We start from the raw sequence: 21,958 nt of genomic DNA, 5'->3' as shown, positions 1-21,958 counted from the left end.
CGCATATTCTACCCATTATCCCGGGATACACCAAACCACTGATGATACCAACGGGGTGAAATTTGTTCTCTGAAGCCATTGATTTGCCATTTATCACTATTTATATCGATAGTCAGCTGGCCTGATTGCGCCGTGTCATACCATTTATATCCTTGCGCCTGGTAGCGTTTAACCACTTTCCCGGAAGGTAAATGCCAGGCGTTATAACGCGATGTAGAGGCAAGTGCAGCACCTCCAGAAACTGCACGCAGCAGCGGTGCAACCGAAGATGTGCGACTACCATGATGAGGAACCTGAATAATATCAGCATGTAAGATATCCCATCGTCTCTTGAGCATAGCTAATTCAGCTTCAACTTCCACATCACCGGTTAACAAGATACGAAAGTTCCCGTCGCTGACCATCACCACACAAGAGCCATTATTACCCGTCTTTACTGGCTGATCTGGAGGCCACAACGCAGTAAACTTCAAACCCCGCCATTGCCATTCCTCCCCTTGAAAACAAGGGTGATGCCCTGCCCAACGCAGTGGACTGTGAATTTTTAACGCTGGCCATTCGCGCTGCAAACTGATTAAACCACCGCGATGATCAAGATGCTCGTGGCTAATGACGACTTGCTCTGGGGTTAGATTATGCCAACGCAGCCATGGAATAATAACTTGCTGAGCCGCATCACCACCGGGCCAGGCGTTCCCGGTATCGTATAGAAAGACCTTTCCTTGCCGGATAATCGCAATCGCCAGACCGTGCCCGACATCTAACATGGTGATTTGCCACGAGCCGTCTTTTTTCTCAGGCCGCATTGTGGAAACAACCAGGGACAGGATCAGCGCTATCACCGAAAACGACGAGCTGCGCCATAACGCCAACCTATGGATAATAATCGCCAGCCAGCCACACAAACTCAAAAGCTGAAAACGGTCATCCACTTCCAGCCAGCCGTCAGGTAATAGCGACAACGATGTAAAAAGTAGCGCCAGCAGACGATCTACACCCCACCACAAATGTTCTCCTATCCACGGGATACTGGTAAGCACTAATCCCGCTAATAACAATGGCACGACGATAAAAGTAATCAGCGGTACTGCGAGTAAGTTCGCTATTAACGCGCTAAGGCTAATACCGTGGAAAATGAAAATTTGTAGTGGCATCAGCAAAACCATGATGCCAACCTGCAGGTGCATTAAAGCGAGTGGATAACGATAAAACCATTTCGTCGTTAGTACACTTTGTGGCAGTGGCATCCATTGATACCAGAAAATGAGTGAGGCAACAGCCAGTGCCGATAGCCAAAAACTGTCTGACAAAACAGTAAGAGGGTCATAAATCAGAATACCCGTGATGCAGCAAAGCCAGACCTCCCACCCGGACCAGCATCGCCCCTGTAGCCGTAGAAAAAGCCAGATAATGACCCCAATCAGCGCTCTGACAGCCGGAGGGTTTCCCCCTGCCAGCCAGGTATAAGCAGCGGCGGCTATGACACTGGCTAAGAGTGGCATTCTGAAATGAACTCGATGTGCAGGAAAACTCAGTTGTATTAAACGAGCGATTAACCAACCCACCATCGCAGCCAGTGAGATGTGCATCCCTGAGATGGCCATAAGGTGTGCCGTGCCGCTCTGGCGAAGCAGGTTTTTCTGCTCATCATTCACTGCCGAGCGGTCACCAAATGCTAATGCCAAAATCACGCCCTGATTGGGGAGTGATTGAGTCGAAAATTGAACAGCGGATAACCATTGAGCCCGTAAACTGCAGCGCTGCGTAATGGGATCAGCCGAAATTATACGTGCACTCAATGGTTGATGTTGTGCAAGAGCATATCTTTGGCTATCAAAACCGCCTTCGTTCAGTTGCCCATGTACTGGCCGCAGTTGCAGTTTCATGCGCCAGCGTTGCCCTGCGCAGACGCTAGCCGGTAAGTAACCACTACGACTCCTGATACCAACAGGAGGAAAAATTACCTTTCCTTCTACCGATACCATTTCCCAATCGTGATTTTGCTTTCCATCAGTTCGGGTCATCACCGCTTCAACCGTAATAGGTTTGCCGGACCATTGTTCGACAGGCATAAGACTAGCTCTGGCGTTCAGTAACGCCCAGCAAAAGCACAACAAACCAAAAGCGATATAGCGCGCAGACAGATGCGGGATGAGTCCAGTGCATACTGCCGCAAAGAGGATGACTGCGATAATTGGCATATCAGGAATATTGGCCAGCCACGCCAGAGGCAGAATGCCAATAATTGCACTGCAACATAATCCGATTGAATTCCTCACGACTACCTCCTTGTTAAAGGCAGTGTGAAGTATTAAAAAATGACGTCAGCTATGGATAATCAGTTCTTCGAGAAGGGTTCCAGGCTTTCGGAGCTGCATGAAAATACAGCCGAATAATTTGCGAGCGGAATCGAAAACTGTGATTTTTGGCATAAAAAAACGGCACCCGAAGGTGCCGTTCTTGAGAATTAAATCCTAAGACTTAATTACCGTAAATGTTGGCGCGGTCACGTAATTCTTTACCTGGTTTAAAGTGCGGAACGTACTTACCTTCCAGATCCACTTTATCGCCAGTTTTTGGGTTACGTCCGGTGCGAGGTGCGCGATAGTGTAAGGAAAAACTGCCGAAACCCCGGATTTCAATACGCTCACCTTGGGCGAGTGTAGAGGCCATATGCTCCAGCATCTCTTTCACTGCATCTTCTACAGCTTTCGCCGGGATGTGAGATTGCTGAGTTGCAAGTCTTTCTATCAATTCTGACTTGGTCATGATTCCTCCGGTTTCCTTTCAGGAAAATTAACTTACACCTATCAATCGAACAAGGGCGGCCGTAGCCGCCCTGATTTAAGTGCTCAGACGATTACTCGCCTTTAGCTGCTTTGAATGCTTCAGCCATAGCGTTAGAGAAGTTCGGTGCATCTTCCTGTTTGTTGTTAACAGTAGCGATTGCATCTTTCTCGTCAGCTTCGTCCTTAGCACGAACAGACAGGCTTACAACACGGTTTTTGCGGTCAACGCCAGTGAATTTAGCTTCAACGTCGTCGCCTACGCTCAGAACCAGAGTTGCATCTTCAACGCGGTCACGGGAAGCTTCAGAAGCACGCAGGTAGCCTTCTACGCCATCTGCTAATTCAACTGTAGCACCTTTCGCGTCAACTGCTGTTACTTTACCAGTAACGATAGTACCTTTCTTGTTCAGTGCAACGTAGTTGTTGAACGGATCTTCTGCGAGTTGTTTAACACCCAGGGAGATACGCTCACGTTCTGCGTCAACTTGCAGAACCACAGCCGCGATTTCGTCGCCTTTCTTGTATTCACGAACTGCTTCTTCGCCTGCAACGTTCCAAGAGATATCAGACAGGTGAACCAGGCCGTCGATGCCACCGTCCAGGCCGATGAAGATACCGAAGTCAGTGATAGACTTGATTTTACCTTCAACGCGGTCGCCCTTGTTGTGGGTTTCAGCGAACAGCTGCCATGGGTTAGATTTGCACTGCTTCAGACCCAGGGAGATACGACGACGTTCTTCGTCGATATCCAGAACCATAACTTCCACTACATCACCAACGTTAACAACTTTGGATGGGTGGATGTTTTTGTTGGTCCAATCCATTTCGGAAACGTGAACCAGACCTTCAACGCCTTCTTCGATTTCTACGAAGCAGCCGTAATCAGTCAGGTTAGTCACGCGACCAGTCAGTTTGGTACCTTCTGGATAACGCTTAGCGATTGCGACCCATGGATCTTCGCCCAGTTGCTTCAGACCCAGAGACACACGAGTACGCTCACGGTCGAACTTCAGTACTTTAACGGTAATTTCATCGCCAACATTCACGATTTCGCTTGGATGCTTAACGCGTTTCCATGCCATATCAGTGATGTGCAGCAGGCCGTCAACGCCGCCCAGATCAACGAATGCACCGTAGTCAGTAAGGTTCTTAACGATACCTTTAACTTCCATGCCTTCTTGCAGGTTTTCCAGCAGTTGATCACGTTCTGCGCTGTTTTCTGATTCGATAACTGCACGACGAGAAACAACAACGTTGTTACGCTTCTGGTCCAGCTTGATGACTTTGAACTCAAGCTCTTTGCCTTCCAGGTGCAGAGTGTCACGTACCGGACGAACATCTACCAGTGAACCTGGCAGGAACGCACGAATACCGTTCAGCTCTACAGTGAAGCCACCCTTAACTTTGCCGTTGATGATACCGACCACAGTTTCAGCTTCTTCGTAAGCTTTTTCCAGCGTGATCCAAGCTTCGTGACGCTTAGCTTTTTCACGGGACAGCAGAGTTTCGCCAAAGCCATCTTCAACAGCGTCCAGAGCAACATCAACTTCGTCACCAACCTGGATTTCCAGTTCGCCAGCAGCATTTTTGAACTGCTCTACAGGAATTGCAGACTCAGATTTCAGACCAGCGTCAACCAGTACGATATCTTTGTCGATAGCAACTACTACGCCACGAACGATGGAACCCGGACGGGTTTCGATTGTTTTCAGGGATTCTTCAAAGAGTTGAGCGAAAGATTCAGTCATGTTGTTAATCTTCAAGGTTCTTTAGTTTAACGTCCATTTAGCGTCCCGCCGAATGGGGTTGTTTCACATACCCCGCCATTGGCTCCATGCCGACAGGGTTTAGGTTACAGGGGTAAAAAACTACCCGATATGTCAGGATACCACTATGGCAATATCATGACAAATATGACAAAACTTACACCAGCGCAATATTCACTATTGAGCTGGTGTTAAAATTTTCTGCGCATAAGTAAGCGCTTGTTTGATGACGTCGTCAATGGACATGCTGGTTGAATCCAGCACCAGCGCATCTGCGGCGGGCACTAACGGTGCTATTGCACGGTTACGGTCACGGTCATCACGTTCTTTAATTTCTGCCAAAAGGCGCTCAAAGTTAACACTAAAGCCCTTTTCCTGCAACTGTAGCATACGTCTACGCGCACGCTCTTCAGAAGATGCGTCAAGGAAGATTTTTACTGGTGCGTCAGGGAAAACCACGGTGCCCATATCACGGCCATCAGCAATCAGTCCCGGCGCTTCTCTGAATGCGCGCTGACGGCGCAGCAATGCTTCACGAACACGTGGGAAAGCAGCTATCTGAGAGGCTGCATTCGCAACTTCCTGAGTACGAATTTCTGCGCTGACGTCTTCTCCTTCAAGGATGACTTCCAGGTTGCCTTCATTGGCAACAAAACGCACATCAAGGTGGGCAGCAAGTGGGACTAGCGTGTCTTCGGAGGTTACATCAACCTGGTGATGTAAGGCCGCCAATGCCAGAACTCGATAAATTGCTCCAGAATCAAGCAGATGCCACTGTAACGCTTCCGCCATGGCTTTACACAGCGTGCCTTTACCTGCGCCGCTTGGACCATCAATTGTTATTACTGGGGCGGGTGCCGTCATCGTACTCTCCTCTTGCTGGAATTACGGACCTAAAATAGAAACGCCGCATATTATACGCTGCCAGAATCCTGACCGTTATCTTTCCTGCCAATTATCGTCTTTAATGAGGTTGAGTGTAGAAGAATTGCGCAACTTGAGGTGGGGCTGGAAAAAACCAGCCCCAAATTCAGAGAGGTAGTTTATTTTTTATCTGCTGCTATGCGGTCACGGACATGTTGTGCACGTTCAACTGATGGCGGATGTGAATCAAACATAGACTTCGATGCACCACCATCAAGCGTTGCAAGCTTATCAAAACTGCTTGCCAGTCCTTGAGTATTTATTTTGCGTTTTTTGAGGAGATCATATGAGAAATCATCCGCTTCTGACTCTTCACTGCGCGAGAACGTCGCATTAATCGCCGCTTCTGCTAAATCACCAAGTTGTGACTGAGATAACTGTGATGCCACTCCGCTGGTTGCAGAAACTGCATCCCTGGCCGCCATAGTGGCATAGGCTGTTTGCAGTTTTTCCTTTGAATGACCCAAGGCTACGTGACCCATTTCATGACCAAGAACACCTTCAACTTCGTTATCGGTCATCATGTCCATTAAGCCGCTGTAGACACGTACACAGCCGTTGGCCATCGCCCAGGCATTGATATCGCTGGTCAAATAAACTTTGTAATTCACTGGTGTTCCGTCGATCTGATTCCCAAGAGCCTTGGCAATTTTGTTCAAGCGTTTGGCATATTTGCTGGATTTACCCGCGAGTTGGTTTTCACTATCTGCCTGCTTACAGGACTGGTTTGCCACTGCCTTAACATCCGCATCGCTGAGTGTTGCGGCTTTGAAGGCCGACATTCCGGACGATGCCAGTTTATCGCCATTCATGTTCTTACACGCTACCAGAGACCCCGCCATTAACACTGCCAATACTACCTTTTTGAAAGTCTTCATAGTTATCTTCCGTTGATGAGCTATACATGAAATAAATCATCGATTTGTTGATCAAATCGGACGTGAGATTAACAGTGGTACAAGCGGGTGCAATGAAAGCGGAGGTACGAAAACGGAGTTGATCTTATGCAGGATATTGAGAATTTACTCCGGCACTCAACGTTACCGGAGCAAGTGGTGGTGCATTACTTGAGGGTGCTAATACGCGCTAACTGTTCGAAATAGTCCGGGAAAGTTTTTGCCGTACATTTCGGATCAAGGATGGTCACTGGAGTATCTGACAACGCCACCAGCGAGAAGCACATAGCCATACGGTGATCGTTATAAGTTCCAATTTCAGCAACTTGCAGCTGAGCTGGTGGAGTCACGGTAATGTAATCCTCCCCCTCTTCCACTATTGCGCCCACTTTACGCAGTTCAGTTGCCATAGCGCTCAAACGGTCAGTTTCTTTTACACGCCAGTTATAAATATTACGTAGAGTGGTCGTACCTTTGGCAAATAAAGCCGTAGTAGCGATAGTCATTGCTGCGTCTGGGATATGGTTCATATCCATATCAATGGCGTTTAATTCGCCGCGCTCGCAGGAGATGAAATCATCACCCCAGGTGACTTTCGCACCCATTTTTTCCAGCACATCGGCAAAACGGATATCGCCTTGAACGCTATTACGACCGATGCCCGTCACTTTTACCGTACCGCCTTTGATTGCACCAGCCGCAAGGAAGTAAGAAGCTGAAGAGGCATCGCCTTCCACCAAATAAGCCCCTGGAGAGGAGTACTGCTGGCTACTACGAATCACAAAACAGCGGTAGTCGCGGTTTTCTACATCCACACCAAAGGTTTTCATCAGATGTAAGGTGATGTCGATATACGGTTTCGATACCAGGTCACCTTTGATAGTGATTTCAGTGTCGTTTTCCGCCAACGGTGCCGTCATTAAAAGCGCGGTCAAAAACTGGCTGGAAACGCTGCCATCGACGGCAACCTGGCCACCGCTAAAACCACCACGCAAACGCAATGGCGGATAATTTTCTTGTTCCAGATAATCAATCTGAGCGCCGCCCTGACGTAAAGCATCAACCAAATGGCCAATCGGACGTTCTTTCATGCGTGGTTCACCGGTCAGCACGATGTTATTGCTACCCAGACACAGTGCCGCCGCCAGTGGGCGCATCGCCGTACCCGCATTCCCTAAGAACAGTTCCAGCTCGCCCGCGGCTTGCAATGGCCCACCCATGCCGGTCACTTCACAACGTGTACGATCGGCTGAAAGTGTATAACTTACTCCCAATGCTTTCAGTGCGTTGAGCATATGACGAACGTCATCGCTATCCAGCAAATTAGTCAGTTCAGTCGTGCCATGCGCCAGTGCTGCAAGCAGCAGAGCGCGATTAGAGACACTTTTTGAACCAGGAAGATTAATCGTGCCGTCGACCAATGCGATGGGTTGTAACGTCAGGGATTCCAGCATGGGGTAAATACTCTCAACTCAAACAGAATAAAAACCCCGCGAACCATGCCGCGGGGAGAATAACAACGAGCAGCAATTAACCGTGGCGACGCTCAAAGTCGATCATGAAGTTAGTTAACGCTTTAACACCTTCGAGTGGCATCGCATTGTAGATAGAAGCACGCATTCCGCCTACAACACGGTGGCCTTTCAATGCGTGTAGACCTGCAGCAAACGACTCTTCGAGGAAGAGTTTATCAAGCGCGCTATCAGCCAACTGGAATGGGACATTCATGCGCGAACGGTTGGCCGGAGCAACATCGTTACGATAAAAATCGCTTTTATCAATCACACCGTATAACAGGCTCGCTTTCTCACGGTTAATTTTGTCCATGACTTCCACACCACCTTGTTCCTTCAGCCATTTAAAGACCAGACCAGAAAGATACCAGGCGAATGTTGGTGGGGTATTAAACATGGAATCGTTTTCATTAAGCACGGTGTAGTCAAGAATTGACGGGCACGCTTTATGCGCCTTGCCGAGCAAATCTTCACGCACGATAACCAACGTCAAACCGGCTGGACCGATGTTTTTCTGAGCACCAGCGTAAATTACGCCGAAACGGCTAATGTCGAGCGAGTGCGACAAAATCGAGGATGAGAAATCGGCAACCACAACCTTATCGCCAAAGTCTGGCATTTCGTGAGTTGCGATGCCGTCGATGGTTTCATTCGGGCAATAGTGCAAGTAGGCACTATCTTCAGAAACCTGCCACTCGCTCATCGGTTTGAGCGCGCGCAGGCCATCAACTGTCACTTTCGCATCAATAACATTTGGCGTGCAGTATTTGTGCGCTTCTTTTACTGCACTACTCGCCCAATAGCCGCCATCAACATAGTCAGCGCTAGTTTTGTCACCCAGCAGGTTTAAAGGTACACCAGCGAATTGGCCGCGACCGCCACCGTGACAGAACAAAACTTTGTAGTTCGAGGGGATTTGCAGCAGAAAGCGAAAATCTTTTTCAGCTTCTTCAGCTACCTGAATAAACTCTTTACCACGGTGGCTAATCTCCATTACGGAGGTGCCTAAGCCTTGCCAGTCGCAGAGTTCACTTTGCGCACGACGAAGCACTTCAGCCGGTAGCATCGCCGGGCCGGAACTAAAATTGTATACCTGAGTCATTTCCCCTCACCACGCTAAGAGCAATAAGATTTTTTCACGGTATCGGTTTTATCATTCACTCGCGGAGGCTGCAATGGTTAATCAGGTGCGCTGCGGGAATGTGCGCAAAATCACACAACAGATTCATCTAATCGATGAATTAAACACCCGATAAATGCCCGTCAGGTCACTCGCGTGGCGGTACTGGCCTTAACCCAAACTTTATGAGCACAGCGCGGGCAAGCAATTTCATCATTTGCATTCAACGCCACGACTTCACTGCAATGGATACAGGCATAATCCGCATCTTCCGGCATTTTAATAAACCGTTCGCAGCAGTGCTCAGGCAAAATCGGTAAACCCGGCCTGACGAGTTTATCAGGAAAGAAATAGACGCTTATCTGGCCGTTGGTTTCAAGTATCGCCAGACGAACTTGCCCGAGATGCTCTACGCCCAGCAAGCGTAGCTCCATAAAAAACTCAAATTCAGTCATGTTTTGCGACTTCATTTTTTCCCAGGAAAACTCCCCCTCTTCGATAATGACGGAAGGTTTTCCTTCAAACAGGTTTTCAAGTTTTTCACTGTGGCTCATCAGCCACATCACCAGACGATAAAGCAGCCCCAATGTGACGAAAACAATCAACACAGGTAGCATCGGTACGTCATGATAAAACGCCACATCGCCTGCCGCCGAGCCAAGCGTTAAGATTATCAACACTTCAAACAACGACATCTGCCGAACGCCACGCCGCCCCGTTATCTTTAAAAACAGGAACACTAATATAAAGGTATAGAGGCTACGAAAAGCGACCTCCCAGAGAAAATCGAGTGGGACGTCGTTTAATGCCATACGTTGAAGATCAAAGCTCTTCATTTTTACCGCCATTACAGTGGGTTACTGACAGTAAGCATAGCCTGTTATGCTATCGCCGCCTGCTGGCTGCTGACAATGGTGTCAGTCGGCTAAAACCCGTATCATTGCGCGCTTTGCGTACGACAAAAGTGAAACCTCATGACTCAAACCTTTATTCCTGGCAAAGATGCCGCACTGGAAGATTCCATCGCTCGCTTCCAGACCAAGCTCGCCGATCTTGGCTTTAATATAGAAGAAGCTTCCTGGTTAAACCCTGTGCCAAACGTCTGGTCAGTGCATATCCGTGATAAAGACAGCGCGCTGTGCTTTACCAATGGTAAAGGCGCGACTAAAAAAGCCGCTTTGGCTTCAGCGCTGGGCGAATATTTCGAGCGTTTGTCGACTAACTATTTCTTTGCTGATTTCTGGTTAGGTAAAACCATCGCCAATGGCCCGTTTGTGCATTATCCAAACGAGAAGTGGTTCCCAATTCCTGAAGATGAGCAACTGCCGGAAGGCATTCTCGACGATCGTCTGCGCGCGTTTTACGATCCTGAGAACGAAGTCACCGCAGGTATGCTGATTGATCTGCAATCCGGCAATGAAGAGCGCGGCATCTGCGCACTGCCGTTTACCCGTCAATCCGATCAAGAAACCGTTTATATTCCGATGAACATCATCGGGAACTTGTATGTTTCTAATGGGATGTCTGCAGGGAACACCGCAAACGAAGCCCGTGTTCAGGGACTTTCAGAAGTTTTTGAGCGTTACATTAAAAATCGCATTATCGCGGAAAGCATTAGCCTGCCGGAAATCCCGCAGGAAGTGCTGGCTCGCTATCCTGGCGTGGTCGAATCCATCGCCACTCTGGAAGCTGAAGGATTCCCAATCTTCGCGTATGACGGTTCATTAGGTGGCAAATATCCGGTTATTTGCGTGGTGTTATTCAACCCAGCAAACGGCACGTGTTTTGCGTCGTTCGGTGCCCACCCTGATTTTGGTGTTGCGCTGGAACGTACCGTGACTGAACTGCTGCAGGGGCGTGGCCTTAAAGATCTGGATGTCTTCACTCCTCCGACCTTTGATGACGAAGAAGTTGCCGAGCATGCCAATCTCGAAACTCACTTTATCGACTCCAGCGGTCTGATCTCCTGGGATATGTTCAAGCAAGATGCCGACTATCCATTTGTTGACTGGAGCTTCTCTGGAACCACAGAAGAAGAATTTGCCACATTGATGGCAATCTTTAATGCAGAAGACCAGGAAGTTTATATCGCTGACTACCAGCATCTTGATGTTTACGCTTGCCGCATCATCGTTCCTGGTATGTCCGATATTTATCCTGCCGAAGATCTGCTGCTGGCTAACAACAGTATGGGCTATCACTTGCGTGACACCATTCTGTCATTACCAGGCAGTGAGTGGGAGAAGCAAGATTATCTCGATCTGATTTCTCAGTTAGATGAAGAAGGCCACGATGATTTCACCCGTGTCCGCGAGCTGCTTGGTCTGGCGACAGGTAAAGACAATGGCTGGTATACGCTGCGTATTGGTGAATTGAAAGCCATGCTGGCACTGGCTGGCGGTGACACCGAACAAGCGCTTATCTGGACGGAATGGACGATGGAATTCAACGCGTCTATTTTCAGCCCTGAGCGTGCGAACTACTATCGCTGCCTGCAAACCCTGCTGCTACTGGCGATGGAAGAAGACCGCCAACCGCTGCAATATCTGAATGCCTTCGTGCGTATGTACGGCGCAGAAACAGTAGAAGCGGCAAGTGCTGCTCTGAGTGGTGAAGCGCCATTCTATGGCCTGCAAGCTGTAGATAGCGATTTGAAAGCGTTCCCTGCCCATCAGGCGTTGTTAGCGGCGTATGAAAAACTGCAACGCGCAAAAGCGGCTTTCTGGAAATAAAGTAACAAAACTAAACTCAAAGGTGCGTAAACCATAATGTTTACGCTATATTACGGGGCGATTTTTATTGCCCCGTGTTTTTATTGGCAGCGTAATAATTTCATTTGTGACTCAATAGTTAAATATTGGTGAAATATTATTATATTAAACTACAAATAATGTTGCCAAATTATAGAAATACTCCATTCTAATTACCCCGACACAGGAGCGTTGAGGCTAAATATCAAATTACATTATAAATTTTAAACTTTATTTTTATCAAAAGTATCAACAACTTAAACTGAAAATCAGGTAAACACCTGCTTTTATCAGGCCTATAAGCTTGGCGAGATATGATCCATATCAAATTTTACTCTATAATGCTTTGTTAGTATCTCGTCGCCGAATTAAATAAGAGAGAGTTAGTGTGAAAGCTGACAACCCTTTTGATCTATTGCTCCCAGCCGCTATGGCGAAAGTCGCCGAAGACGCTGGCGTCTATAAAGCAACAAAGCACCCGCTGACCACGTTTTATTTAGCGATCACGGCGGGGATGTTCATCTCGATTGCCTTTGTCTTTTACATCACTGCGACCACCGGTACTTCGACCATTCCGTTTGGGATTGCGAAGCTGATTGGCGGTACTTGCTTCTCCTTAGGGCTTATCCTGTGCGTTGTCTGCGGTGCCGACCTCTTCACTTCTACCGTGTTGATTGTTGTTGCTAAAGCCAGTGGCCGTATCACCTGGGGTCAACTCGCGAAGAACTGGGTCAACGTTTACATCGGTAACCTGTTCGGTGCTTTGATGTTCGTGGTGTTGATTTGGTTGTCAGGTATGTACATGACAGCAAACGGTGCGTGGGGTCTGAATGTGCTTCAAACCGCAGACCATAAAATGCACCACACCTTTATTGAAGCTGTGTGCCTGGGTATTTTGGCTAACCTGATGGTCTGTCTGGCTGTCTGGATGAGCTACTCGGGTCGCAGTTTGATGGACAAGATGTTTGCTATGATTCTCCCGGTCGCCATGTTTGTTGCTAGTGGTTTTGAGCACAGTATCGCAAACATGTTCTTGATCCCTTTGGGTATCGTAGTACGCAACTTTGCAAGCCCGGAATTCTGGACCGCAGTTGGGTCGTCTCCGGACAATTTCACTCACTTGACCGTATTGAACTTCATCACAGATAACCTGATCCCAGTGACTATTGGGAACATTATCGGTGGCGGCGTACTGGTTGGGTTGACGTACTGGGTAATTTATCTACGCGGTGGTGATAAGCACTAAGTGCTAGCCGTCGTGTAGGGAATAAGAAATCCACATTAGAAGGTAGGTGTTAAATGTCCGAGCTTAATGAGAAGTTAGCCACAGCCTGGGAAGGTTTTGCCAAAGGTGACTGGCAGAATGAAGTCAACGTGCGTGACTTTATTCAGAAAAACTACACCCCTTACGAGGGTGACGAGTCCTTCCTGGCAGGTGCTACTGAAGCAACTACCACATTGTGGGACAACGTCATGGAAGGCGTTAAACAGGAAAACCGCACTCACGCGCCTGTTGACTTCGATACTGACCTCGCTTCCACCATCACCTCTCATGATGCTGGTTACATCAACAAGTCCCTCGAAACTATCGTGGGCCTGCAGACTGATGCTCCACTGAAACGTGCAATTATTCCGTTTGGTGGCATCAAAATGGTTGAAGGTTCTTGCAAAGTATACGGTCGTGAACTTGACCCAATGCTTAAGAAGATCTTCACCGAATACCGCAAAACCCACAACCAGGGTGTGTTTGACGTTTATACCAAAGACATCCTGAACTGCCGTAAATCAGGCGTAATCACCGGTCTGCCGGATGCTTATGGCCGTGGTCGTATCATCGGTGATTACCGTCGCGTAGCACTGTACGGCATCGACTTCCTGATGAAAGACAAATTCGCTCAGTTCAACTCTCTGCAGAGCAAACTGGAAAACGGCGAAGACCTGGAAGCAACAATTCGTCTGCGTGAAGAAATCTCCGAGCAACACCGTGCTCTGGGCCAGATCAAAGAAATGGCTGCTAAATATGGCTGCGATATCTCTGGTCCTGCTAAAAATGCTCAAGAAGCTATTCAGTGGACTTACTTCGGCTACCTGGCTGCGGTTAAATCTCAGAACGGCGCTGCAATGTCCTTCGGTCGTGTATCCACCTTCCTGGATGCCTTCATCGAACGTGACCTGAAAGCTGGTAAAATCACCGAGCTTGAAGCACAGGAAATGATTGACCACCTGGTCATGAAACTGCGTATGGTTCGCTTCCTGCGTACCCCTGAGTATGATGAGCTGTTCTCTGGTGACCCAATCTGGGCGACCGAATCTATCGCCGGTATGGGTGTAGATGGTCGTACTCTGGTTACTAAATCTAGCTTCCGTTTCCTGAACACCCTGTACACCATGGGGCCGTCTCCGGAGCCGAACATCACTATTCTGTGGTCTGAAAAACTGCCACTGAACTTCAAGAAATTCGCCGCTAAAGTTTCCATCGATACTTCTTCTCTGCAATACGAGAACGATGATCTGATGCGCCCTGACTTTAACAACGATGACTACGCAATCGCATGCTGCGTGAGCCCAATGATCGTTGGTAAGCAAATGCAGTTCTTCGGTGCTCGTGCTAACCTCGCGAAAACCATGCTGTATGCAATCAACGGTGGCGTTGATGAAAAACTGAAAATTCAGATCGGTCCTAAAGAAGCGCCAATCATGGCTGACGTTCTGGACTACGATAACGTTCTGGATCGTCTTGACCACTTCATGGACTGGTTGGCTAAACAGTACGTCACCGCGCTGAACATCATTCACTACATGCATGATAAGTACAGCTACGAAGCGTCTCTGATGGCTCTGCATGACCGTGACGTTGTTCGCACTATGGCTTGTGGTATCGCGGGTCTGTCTGTTGCAGCTGACTCCCTGTCTGCAATCAAATATGCGAAAGTTAAACCTGTTCGTGACGAAGACGGCCTGGCTGTAGACTTCGAAATCGAAGGCGAATACCCAATGTTCGGTAACAACGATTCTCGCGTAGATGACATCGCTGTTGACCTGGTAGAACGTTTCATGAAGAAAATTCAGAAACTGACTACTTACCGTAACGCTATCCCGACTCAGTCTGTTCTGACCATCACCTCTAACGTGGTTTATGGTAAGAAAACCGGTAACACCCCAGACGGTCGTCGTGCAGGCGCTCCATTCGGTCCAGGTGCTAACCCAATGCACGGTCGTGATCAGAAAGGTGCTGTTGCCTCTCTGACTTCCGTTGCTAAACTGCCGTTTGCTTACGCTAAAGATGGTATTTCTTATACCTTCTCTATCGTTCCTAACGCACTGGGTAAAGACGACGAAGTTCGTAAAACTAACCTCGCGGGTCTGATGGATGGTTACTTCCACCACGAATCGTCCATCGAAGGTGGTCAACACCTGAACGTGAACGTAATGAACCGTGAAATGCTGCTGGATGCGATGGAACACCCTGAGAAATATCCTCAGCTGACCATTCGTGTATCTGGTTACGCTGTACGTTTTAACTCCCTGACTAAAGAACAACAGCAGGACGTTATTACCCGTACCTTCACTCAAACCATGTAATTCACGGTTTGTCTGAAAAGGCGTAGAATAAAGGCTCCACCTCGGTGGGGCCTTTTCTTATGTCAGAACCTATTTTGCAAGATAACTGCTACGTTTAGGTTATCTTGCAAAATTGATTCGACGCGGCAATCTGTTTAAAGACCGCGCTCAACCTGGTTGATGCCATTGAGCATCAGCCAATACTGGAGAGAACACCGCAATGTCAGTAATTGGCCGAATTCATTCCTTTGAATCCTGCGGTACCGTGGATGGTCCCGGTATTCGTTTTATCACCTTTTTCCAGGGCTGCCTTATGCGCTGCCTGTATTGCCATAACCGTGACACATGGGATACACACGGCGGCAAAGAGGTTACCGTTGAAGAACTGATGAAAGAAGTGGTGACCTATCGACACTTCATGAATGCCTCTGGCGGCGGGGTTACAGCATCGGGTGGTGAAGCTATTTTGCAAGCCGAGTTTGTTCGTGACTGGTTCCGTGCCTGCCGTAAAGAAGGTATTCATACCTGTCTGGATACCAACGGTTTTGTACGCCGCTACGATCCAGTCATTGATGAATTGCTTGAAGTGACTGACCTGGTGATGCTCGATTTGAAACAAATGAACGACGAGATTCACCAGAATCTGGTTGGTGTTTCAAACCATCGTACTCTCGAGTTTGCGCGCTATTTGTCTGATAAAAATATTAACGTCTGGATTCGCTACGTTGTTGTTCCTGGCTGGTCAGACGATGACGATTCTGCGCATCGTCTTGGTGAGTTCACGCGAGATATGGGCAATGTAGAGAAAATTGAATTGTTGCCGTACCACGAGCTGGGCAAGCACAAATGGGTGGCAATGGGCGAAGAGTATAAACTCGACGGCGTGCATCCACCGAAGAAAGAGACCATGGAACGCGTTAAAGGCATTCTGGAACAGTACGGTCACAAAGTGATGTACTAGAAAATAGACCCTCGCATGAGGGTCTATTTTTATCAGGCATGAGCGACAGGCGTAGTGTGGTGCCCCGCTTTGCGCAGCAGCATCAATAAGTAAACAAATGCCACACCAGCAATCATCACAAACAATAAACTGTCCGAATAGCTTTGCATCAGCATCGATGTAAACGTTGGGCCAAGCAAGCTGCCTACGGTGTAACTCAACAGTAAGGCCTGATTCATTGCGACCAACTGATGGTGTTCAACTTTCTCGCAAGCCCAGGCCATTGCCACCGGGTAGAGTGTGAATCCAGCCGCCCCAAGAACAAATAACGTTGGCCCCATTGCGGCGTGACTCAGCATTGCCATGCAACCCAGAATCACAATAAACACCTGGACACGAAGCACTAATAAACGACCAAATCGATCGGCCAGACGACCAACCGGCCATTGTCCAACAATCCCCGCGCTGACCATTACCGCCATCCAGAAACCAATCCCGGCATCACTGACACCCTGATGGTTTAAATACAGCGGCATTAACCCATACAGAGAACCGAGAACAATCCCTGAAATAATACAGCCGTTCACCCCAAGGCGCGCATGACGCAAACGCAGCATTGGCCATACGGGAGTCGCCTCTTGATTTTCGCTGCGATCGTTTACAATGCGGGCGAAGAGCAGCGGAAGAATCGCGGCCAGTGTTAATGCAGTTATCCACGGCAAAACGCTGGCTATATCTGTCGGCATTTTGCTTATCATCAATTGGCCAAGTACCGTGCCGACGTAATAAACCATCATGTAAGCCGCCAGCAGGCGTCCACGGTTACGCGACGTCCCGCTGCACATCAGCGCACTCTCGACAACCACCCAAATCATCGCGCAGCCAATTCCTGCGATGAAACGCCACATCATCCAGCTCCAGAACCCGGTCATTAACCCAAGTCCTGCACAACCCGCCGCGAAAATCAGCGATGCAAGATAGTAGCTACGGTTGAATCCCTGGCGCTTTATCAGCCAGCCAGTCATCAGCGTACCCACCAGATTCCCGGTAAAATACGACGACCCGACCATCCCGACTTGCCATGTAGGAAGATTTTCGTGAGCTAACCAGAGTGGAACCAGCGTATTTAAAACCGCGATTGCCAGGGTCAAAAGCATCAGACCGCAGAGCAAAAGCGTGACTGGCCGGGTATAGATGGACATGTAAAAACCGCGAGGAAGAGAATAAATTTGTGCGCATCATGCCACCAGCAAAATGATTGTCAATCCAGTGCTGACGGGGCCTGACCCGATTCACAGTCTGTCGATTTGAAAAACTTATTCAACTTGTGAACTAAGCGTTGAGTGAAAAAGCTATCTCTCTGTTTTTGATGAGATCAGGGATTATGAATCGAAGCGGATTGGATGAAAAATTTCATGGTGAGTTGGATGATATTTTCTTATGCGAAAATAAAAAATGCGCCCGCAGGCGCATTTCATTGTGATAGCTGGTTAGCTGGCTATCGCCATGCCAACAGTCATATGCAGACCGTAGAAAACACCGCGGCCAATCAGTTCGCCCGCGATGACCAACACAAAAGCGAATGCCAACACTGCGGGGCTCGCCTGCCCACCTTTGAGCTGTGGAACAATCCAGCAAACCAAAGCCGCAGCTAACACCAGCAGTCTCCAGGACATCAACGCGCCGTATTCCGGTACCAATGCTGAAGCCTGCGCAATCGAGCTTTGAATCGTTGCCAGTTCCATGCCCTGCAACATCACCACCGCGGTACTGATCACAACAGCCAGCAGGGAAACTGCGGGAAGAATGCGCATCCCCCAGCCGGTTACACCCGCGACACGCAGCAATAAGTAACCCAATAGTGGCCCGCCGATAAACATCGTCAGGAAGAAACTGAGCGGTGTATACGCGCTATACCACGTTGGAACGGTATCAATCAGGTAAACCTTGCACATCATCCAGACAAAAACCACGCCAAGAATCATGGTCAGGATCATCCACATTTTCCCGATCGCCTGCGGCATTTTACCCACGACGGTAACCAGCCACCAAAACCCGCCGACCGCGAAGAAGACTGAACCGCTGGCAATTTCATTGCTCAACGCTGAATCACCTATGCGATTGAGTGAGTTGAAGGCGCGCAGCGGTGAACCGAGGTGAAGCACAGAGGCCATAAAGCCAATGCCCATGAGCACCCACAATACGATCATTGTCCATTGCACACGCTTTTGCTGTGCGCGATCGGAAACCCCTGTCAGCAACGCCAGCGCCATGACGATAAAACCACCCGCCACGCACTGCCCCAAAACTGTAAAGACCATTAACGGCCATTCATGCCATCCGTTACCCATCTCACACCTCCTTCGGGTTTGCCAGATAGCCGGTTTTATCCCCACAAGGACGGCTGTTGGCGTTGGGTTTAATGACAATATTTGGCTTCGTGAAATGTGCTGATGGCAGTGGAGCAATGGCTGCTTGCTCACCATATTTTTCACGCAGCTCTGCAATCGGCGCCATATCCAGCGCACGCAACGGGCAAGACTCCACACAAATTGGTTTCTTCCCTTCTGCAATGCGTGAATAACAGCCATCGCATTTGGTCATGTGCCCTTTTTCTGCGTTGTATTGCGGTGCACCGTACGGGCAAGCCATATGGCAGTAGCGGCAGCCAATACAAATGTCTTCGTTTACCACCACAAAACCGTCTTCTCGTTTATGCATCGCACCGCTTGGGCAAACTTTAGTGCAAGCGGGGTCTTCACAATGGTTGCAGGCAATCGACAGATAATAGGCAAACACGTTTTGCTGCCAGACACCGTTGTCTTCTTGCCAGTCACCGCCCGCATATTCATAAATTCGGCGGAAGCTGACGTCCGGGCCTAAGTTTTTGTAGTCTTTACAGGCCAGCTCGCAAGTCTTGCAACCAGTGCAACGGCTGGAATCGATATAAAATCCGTATTGGGTTGTCATCAGCTATTCCTTACGCCTTTTCGACCTGGACGAGGTTACTGTGGGATGGGTTACCTTTCGCCAGTGGCGATGGTCGCTGAGTGGTTAGCACGTTGATACAGCCAGCGTGGTCCACTTTATTAGCATCCGGGTTATACCAGGCTCCTTCCCCCATCGCGACGACACCTGGAATAATGCGCGGTGTCACTTTGGCGTTGATATTCACTTCGCCGCGGCCATTAAAAATGCGCACCATATCGCCGTTCTTAATCCCACGTTTCTGGGCATCAATCGGGTTAATCCACATTTCCTGGCGACAGGCAGCTTTCAATACTTCGACGTTGCCGTAAGTGGAGTGAGTGCGCGCTTTGTAGTGGAACCCGGTCATCTGCAATGGCCATTTTTCGGCCAGTGGATCGCCAAAGTTTTCGAAGCCTGCACTGTAAACCGGCAGCGGATCGATAACGTCCCCTTCGTTGAGTTGCCACGTCGCAGCAATCTCGGCCAATTGCTCAGAGTAAATTTCAATTTTCCCTGACGGCGTGGTCAGTGGATTTGCCGCTGGATCTTCACGGAAGGCTTTATAGGCGACGTGATGCCCTTCAGGATCACGTTGCTTGAAGATGCCTTGTTGGCGGAATTCATCAAAACTCGGCAGATCAGGGATAGCTTCCTGAGACTGTTTGTACAAATGACGCATCCAACCTTCTTGTGTGCGTCCTTCAGTGAACTGCGACTCCACGCCCATGCGTTTTGCCAGCTCGGTGGTCATCTCATAAATGGTTTTGCACTCAAAGCGAGGTTTAATGACCTGATCAGCAAAAATCACATACGACATGTTGCCGCATGACGCATCGAGACAAAAATCCATTTGCTCAGAAGCGGTACAGTCCGGCAGCAGAATATCGGCATATTTGGCTGATGAAGTCATGTGGTTATCAATCACCACAATCATCTCGCATTTTTTGTCATCCTGGAGGATGTCATGGGTACGGTTGATTTCTGAATGCTGGTTAATCAGACAGTTACTGGCGTAGTTCCAGACCATTTTGATTGGAACATCCAGTTTTTCTTTCCCACGCACGCCATCTCGGGTCGCCGTCATTTCTGGACCACGCTCGATAGCATCAGTCCACAGGAACATCGAGATGCTGGTTTGTACCGGGTTTTCCAACGTCGGCATACGAACAAACGGCAAGTCGTAAGATCCTTCGCGCGCGCCGCTGTTGCCACCGTTTATGCCAACGTTACCTGTCAGAATTGACAGCATGGCGATGGCACGAGAAACCAGTTCACCGTTTGAGTGGCGCTGTGGTCCCCAGCCCTGGCTAATAAATGCCGGTTTGGCCGTCGCAATTTCACGTGCCAGTTGTGTGATGCGCTCGGCAGGAATACCGGTGATTTTGGAAGCCCATTGTGGAGTTTTCGCCACGCCGTCTGCCCCCGTACCGAGAATATAGGCCTTGTAATGGCCGTTCGCTGGAGCAGTTTTGGGGAGCGTTTTTTCGTCGTAACCAACGCAGTATTTATCGAGGAAAGGCTGATCAACCAAATTTTCAGTAATCATGACCCATGCCAGTGCGGAGATCAGTGCAGTATCAGTACCTGGACGAATAGGGATCCATTCATCTTCACGCCCTGCACCGGTATCGGTATAACGCGGATCGATGATAATCATGCGCGCATTGGATTTCTCACGCGCTTGTTCGAGGTAATAAGTCACCCCGCCGCCACTCATCCGCGTTTCGCCGGGGTTATTACCAAACAGAACCACTAACTTACTGTTTTCAATGTCTGAAGGACTATTACCATCAGCCCAGCCACCGTAGGTGTAGTTCAGGCCAGCGGCAATTTGCGCGGTTGAATAGTCGCCATAATGGTTCAGATAACCGCCGCAGCAGTTCATCAAACGGGCGATTAAGGTTGATCCTGGTGGCCAGGAGCGAGTCAGTGTGCCGCCCAGCGTACCGGTACCATAATTCAAATAAATAGCTTCATTGCCGTACTCTTTGATGATGCCTTTCATGCTGTTGGCGATGGTGTCAAAAGCTTCGTTCCAGCTAATTTGCTCGAATTTCCCTTCACCACGCGCACCGACACGTTTCATCGGGTACTTCAGTCGGTCAGCATTGTAAACGCGGCGACGCATTGAACGACCACGCAAACAAGCACGAACCTGATGTAGGCCGTCATAATTATCATCGCCGGTATTATCAGTCTCAACGTATTTGATTTCGCCATCCACCACATGCATACGTAGTGGGCAACGACTACCGCAGTTAACCGTACAAGCGCTCCAAATGATTTTTTCTGCCGCCGTTACGGTGTTATCGGGGGTTTGCGCGAAAGCCATTCGGGCAAAGGGTAAGGAAAAGGCACTACTTGCAGCAGCTAAGCCACCGATTGCGGTAGTTTTGACCAGCTTACGACGGCTGACCTCTGCCGCGAGGATCGCGTTAGGGGTTTTCTCAGTCATAATGACCTACTTATTTTGCTCACAGTTAAAAAAAACTGGCAGCGGTAAAGCAGACATTGAACGGCCTGCTGCTCCATTGCACAGCCAAAAAGAGAAAGGAGTGTCGAGAAAATTAGAGTTATGCAGATTGGTTTTGCCGCGTCACATCATGTAAACCATGGCAACCAAATGATAAATGACTTTAATGAATATTTATAAATATCATCACTCGCTTTCTTCGGGCAATAATACTTATTAATAGGTATTTGTTATTGTTTGGAGTCAATAAAGGCG

At 48.8% G+C, this 21,958-nt stretch carries 16 protein-coding genes; 4 read left to right on the top strand and 12 right to left on the bottom strand.

Going from position 1 to position 21,958, the window contains the following annotated elements:
* Positions 1-8 precede the first annotated feature (8 nt).
* From MES37_RS04320 to MES37_RS04285, 8 genes are all read right to left on the bottom strand, one after another.
* Positions 9-2,279, bottom strand: coding sequence for a ComEC family protein (locus MES37_RS04320; protein ID WP_337927073.1), 2,271 nt, complete (start codon positions 2,277-2,279; stop codon positions 9-11).
* Between the two features lie 202 nt (positions 2,280-2,481).
* Positions 2,482-2,769: an integration host factor subunit beta gene (gene ihfB / locus MES37_RS04315; protein ID WP_034456367.1), complete on the bottom strand. Its 288-nt coding sequence runs from the start codon at positions 2,767-2,769 to the stop codon at positions 2,482-2,484.
* 91 nt (positions 2,770-2,860) lie between these two features.
* The gene (gene rpsA, locus MES37_RS04310; protein ID WP_034456368.1) at positions 2,861-4,537 is read right to left on the bottom strand and encodes a 30S ribosomal protein S1; all 1,677 of its coding nucleotides are present in this window, start codon (positions 4,535-4,537) and stop codon (positions 2,861-2,863) included.
* Between the two features lie 195 nt (positions 4,538-4,732).
* Positions 4,733-5,419 carry a (d)CMP kinase gene (cmk, locus tag MES37_RS04305; protein ID WP_064548229.1) on the bottom strand — a complete coding sequence of 229 codons (687 nt, stop codon included), beginning with the start codon at positions 5,417-5,419 and terminating at the stop codon, positions 4,733-4,735.
* A gap of 179 nt (positions 5,420-5,598) precedes the next feature.
* Positions 5,599-6,357: a M48 family metallopeptidase gene (locus tag MES37_RS04300; protein ID WP_064548231.1), complete on the bottom strand. Its 759-nt coding sequence runs from the start codon at positions 6,355-6,357 to the stop codon at positions 5,599-5,601.
* Between the two features lie 185 nt (positions 6,358-6,542).
* Positions 6,543-7,826, bottom strand: a complete 1,284-nt coding sequence (aroA, locus tag MES37_RS04295; protein WP_121815660.1) for a 3-phosphoshikimate 1-carboxyvinyltransferase — start codon at positions 7,824-7,826, stop codon at positions 6,543-6,545.
* 79 nt (positions 7,827-7,905) lie between these two features.
* Positions 7,906-8,991: a 3-phosphoserine/phosphohydroxythreonine transaminase gene (gene serC / locus MES37_RS04290; RefSeq protein ID WP_237930136.1), complete on the bottom strand. Its 1,086-nt coding sequence runs from the start codon at positions 8,989-8,991 to the stop codon at positions 7,906-7,908.
* A 161-nt stretch (positions 8,992-9,152) separates the two neighbouring features.
* On the bottom strand, positions 9,153-9,845 hold the full coding sequence (locus MES37_RS04285) for a DUF421 domain-containing protein (RefSeq protein WP_064548235.1): 693 nt from the start codon (positions 9,843-9,845) through the stop codon (positions 9,153-9,155).
* 138 nt (positions 9,846-9,983) lie between these two features.
* Between MES37_RS04285 and ycaO the strand changes: the two genes are divergently transcribed.
* From ycaO to pflA, 4 genes are all read left to right on the top strand, one after another.
* Positions 9,984-11,741 carry a 30S ribosomal protein S12 methylthiotransferase accessory factor YcaO gene (gene ycaO / locus MES37_RS04280; RefSeq protein ID WP_064548237.1) on the top strand — a complete coding sequence of 586 codons (1,758 nt, stop codon included), beginning with the start codon at positions 9,984-9,986 and terminating at the stop codon, positions 11,739-11,741.
* 406 nt (positions 11,742-12,147) lie between these two features.
* On the top strand, positions 12,148-13,005 hold the full coding sequence (gene focA / locus MES37_RS04275) for a formate transporter FocA (RefSeq protein WP_064548239.1): 858 nt from the start codon (positions 12,148-12,150) through the stop codon (positions 13,003-13,005).
* A gap of 53 nt (positions 13,006-13,058) precedes the next feature.
* The gene (gene pflB / locus MES37_RS04270) at positions 13,059-15,341 is read left to right on the top strand and encodes a formate C-acetyltransferase (RefSeq protein ID WP_064548240.1); all 2,283 of its coding nucleotides are present in this window, start codon (positions 13,059-13,061) and stop codon (positions 15,339-15,341) included.
* Between the two features lie 199 nt (positions 15,342-15,540).
* On the top strand, positions 15,541-16,281 hold the full coding sequence (gene pflA / locus MES37_RS04265; protein WP_064548243.1) for a pyruvate formate lyase 1-activating protein: 741 nt from the start codon (positions 15,541-15,543) through the stop codon (positions 16,279-16,281).
* A gap of 32 nt (positions 16,282-16,313) precedes the next feature.
* Here pflA and MES37_RS04260 read toward each other — a convergent pair whose 3' ends face one another.
* The 4 genes from MES37_RS04260 to dmsA all read right to left on the bottom strand — a co-directional run bounded on the left by MES37_RS04260 (position 16,314) and on the right by dmsA (position 21,685).
* Positions 16,314-17,462: an MFS transporter gene (locus tag MES37_RS04260; protein WP_237930131.1), complete on the bottom strand. Its 1,149-nt coding sequence runs from the start codon at positions 17,460-17,462 to the stop codon at positions 16,314-16,316.
* 288 nt (positions 17,463-17,750) lie between these two features.
* Positions 17,751-18,611 carry a dimethyl sulfoxide reductase anchor subunit family protein gene (locus MES37_RS04255; RefSeq protein WP_232886482.1) on the bottom strand — a complete coding sequence of 287 codons (861 nt, stop codon included), beginning with the start codon at positions 18,609-18,611 and terminating at the stop codon, positions 17,751-17,753.
* Between the two features lies 1 nt (position 18,612).
* A complete protein-coding gene (locus MES37_RS04250) occupies positions 18,613-19,230 on the bottom strand; it encodes a DMSO/selenate family reductase complex B subunit (RefSeq protein ID WP_064548249.1) in 618 nt (205 codons plus the stop codon).
* Positions 19,231-19,240: 10 nt separating this feature from the next.
* Positions 19,241-21,685 (bottom strand): dimethylsulfoxide reductase subunit A, encoded by a 2,445-nt coding sequence (gene dmsA / locus MES37_RS04245; RefSeq protein ID WP_237930129.1) that lies wholly within the window; start codon positions 21,683-21,685, stop codon positions 19,241-19,243.
* Positions 21,686-21,958 lie beyond the last annotated feature (273 nt).

Source organism: Buttiauxella sp. S19-1, assembly GCF_022134725.1.
Taxonomy (GTDB): Bacteria; Pseudomonadota; Gammaproteobacteria; order Enterobacterales; family Enterobacteriaceae; genus Buttiauxella; species Buttiauxella ferragutiae.
This window is presented reverse-complemented; position numbering and strand designations above follow the sequence as displayed.

What these genes read in the sequence shown, in the direction of transcription:
- ihfB (WP_034456367.1), bottom strand. Translation starts at nt 2,769, where the DNA reads ATGACCAAGTCAGAATTGATAGAAAGACTTGCAACTCAGCAATCTCAC.
- rpsA (WP_034456368.1), bottom strand. Translation starts at nt 4,537, where the DNA reads ATGACTGAATCTTTCGCTCAACTCTTTGAAGAATCCCTGAAAACAATC.
- cmk (WP_064548229.1), bottom strand. Translation starts at nt 5,419, where the DNA reads ATGACGGCACCCGCCCCAGTAATAACAATTGATGGTCCAAGCGGCGCA.
- MES37_RS04300 (WP_064548231.1), bottom strand. Translation starts at nt 6,357, where the DNA reads ATGAAGACTTTCAAAAAGGTAGTATTGGCAGTGTTAATGGCGGGGTCT.
- serC (WP_237930136.1), bottom strand. Translation starts at nt 8,991, where the DNA reads ATGACTCAGGTATACAATTTTAGTTCCGGCCCGGCGATGCTACCGGCT.
- MES37_RS04285 (WP_064548235.1), bottom strand. Translation starts at nt 9,845, where the DNA reads ATGAAGAGCTTTGATCTTCAACGTATGGCATTAAACGACGTCCCACTC.
- ycaO (WP_064548237.1), top strand. Translation starts at nt 9,984, where the DNA reads ATGACTCAAACCTTTATTCCTGGCAAAGATGCCGCACTGGAAGATTCC.
- pflB (WP_064548240.1), top strand. Translation starts at nt 13,059, where the DNA reads ATGTCCGAGCTTAATGAGAAGTTAGCCACAGCCTGGGAAGGTTTTGCC.
- pflA (WP_064548243.1), top strand. Translation starts at nt 15,541, where the DNA reads ATGTCAGTAATTGGCCGAATTCATTCCTTTGAATCCTGCGGTACCGTG.
- MES37_RS04260 (WP_237930131.1), bottom strand. Translation starts at nt 17,462, where the DNA reads ATGTCCATCTATACCCGGCCAGTCACGCTTTTGCTCTGCGGTCTGATG.
- MES37_RS04255 (WP_232886482.1), bottom strand. Translation starts at nt 18,611, where the DNA reads ATGGGTAACGGATGGCATGAATGGCCGTTAATGGTCTTTACAGTTTTG.
- MES37_RS04250 (WP_064548249.1), bottom strand. Translation starts at nt 19,230, where the DNA reads ATGACAACCCAATACGGATTTTATATCGATTCCAGCCGTTGCACTGGT.
- dmsA (WP_237930129.1), bottom strand. Translation starts at nt 21,685, where the DNA reads ATGACTGAGAAAACCCCTAACGCGATCCTCGCGGCAGAGGTCAGCCGT.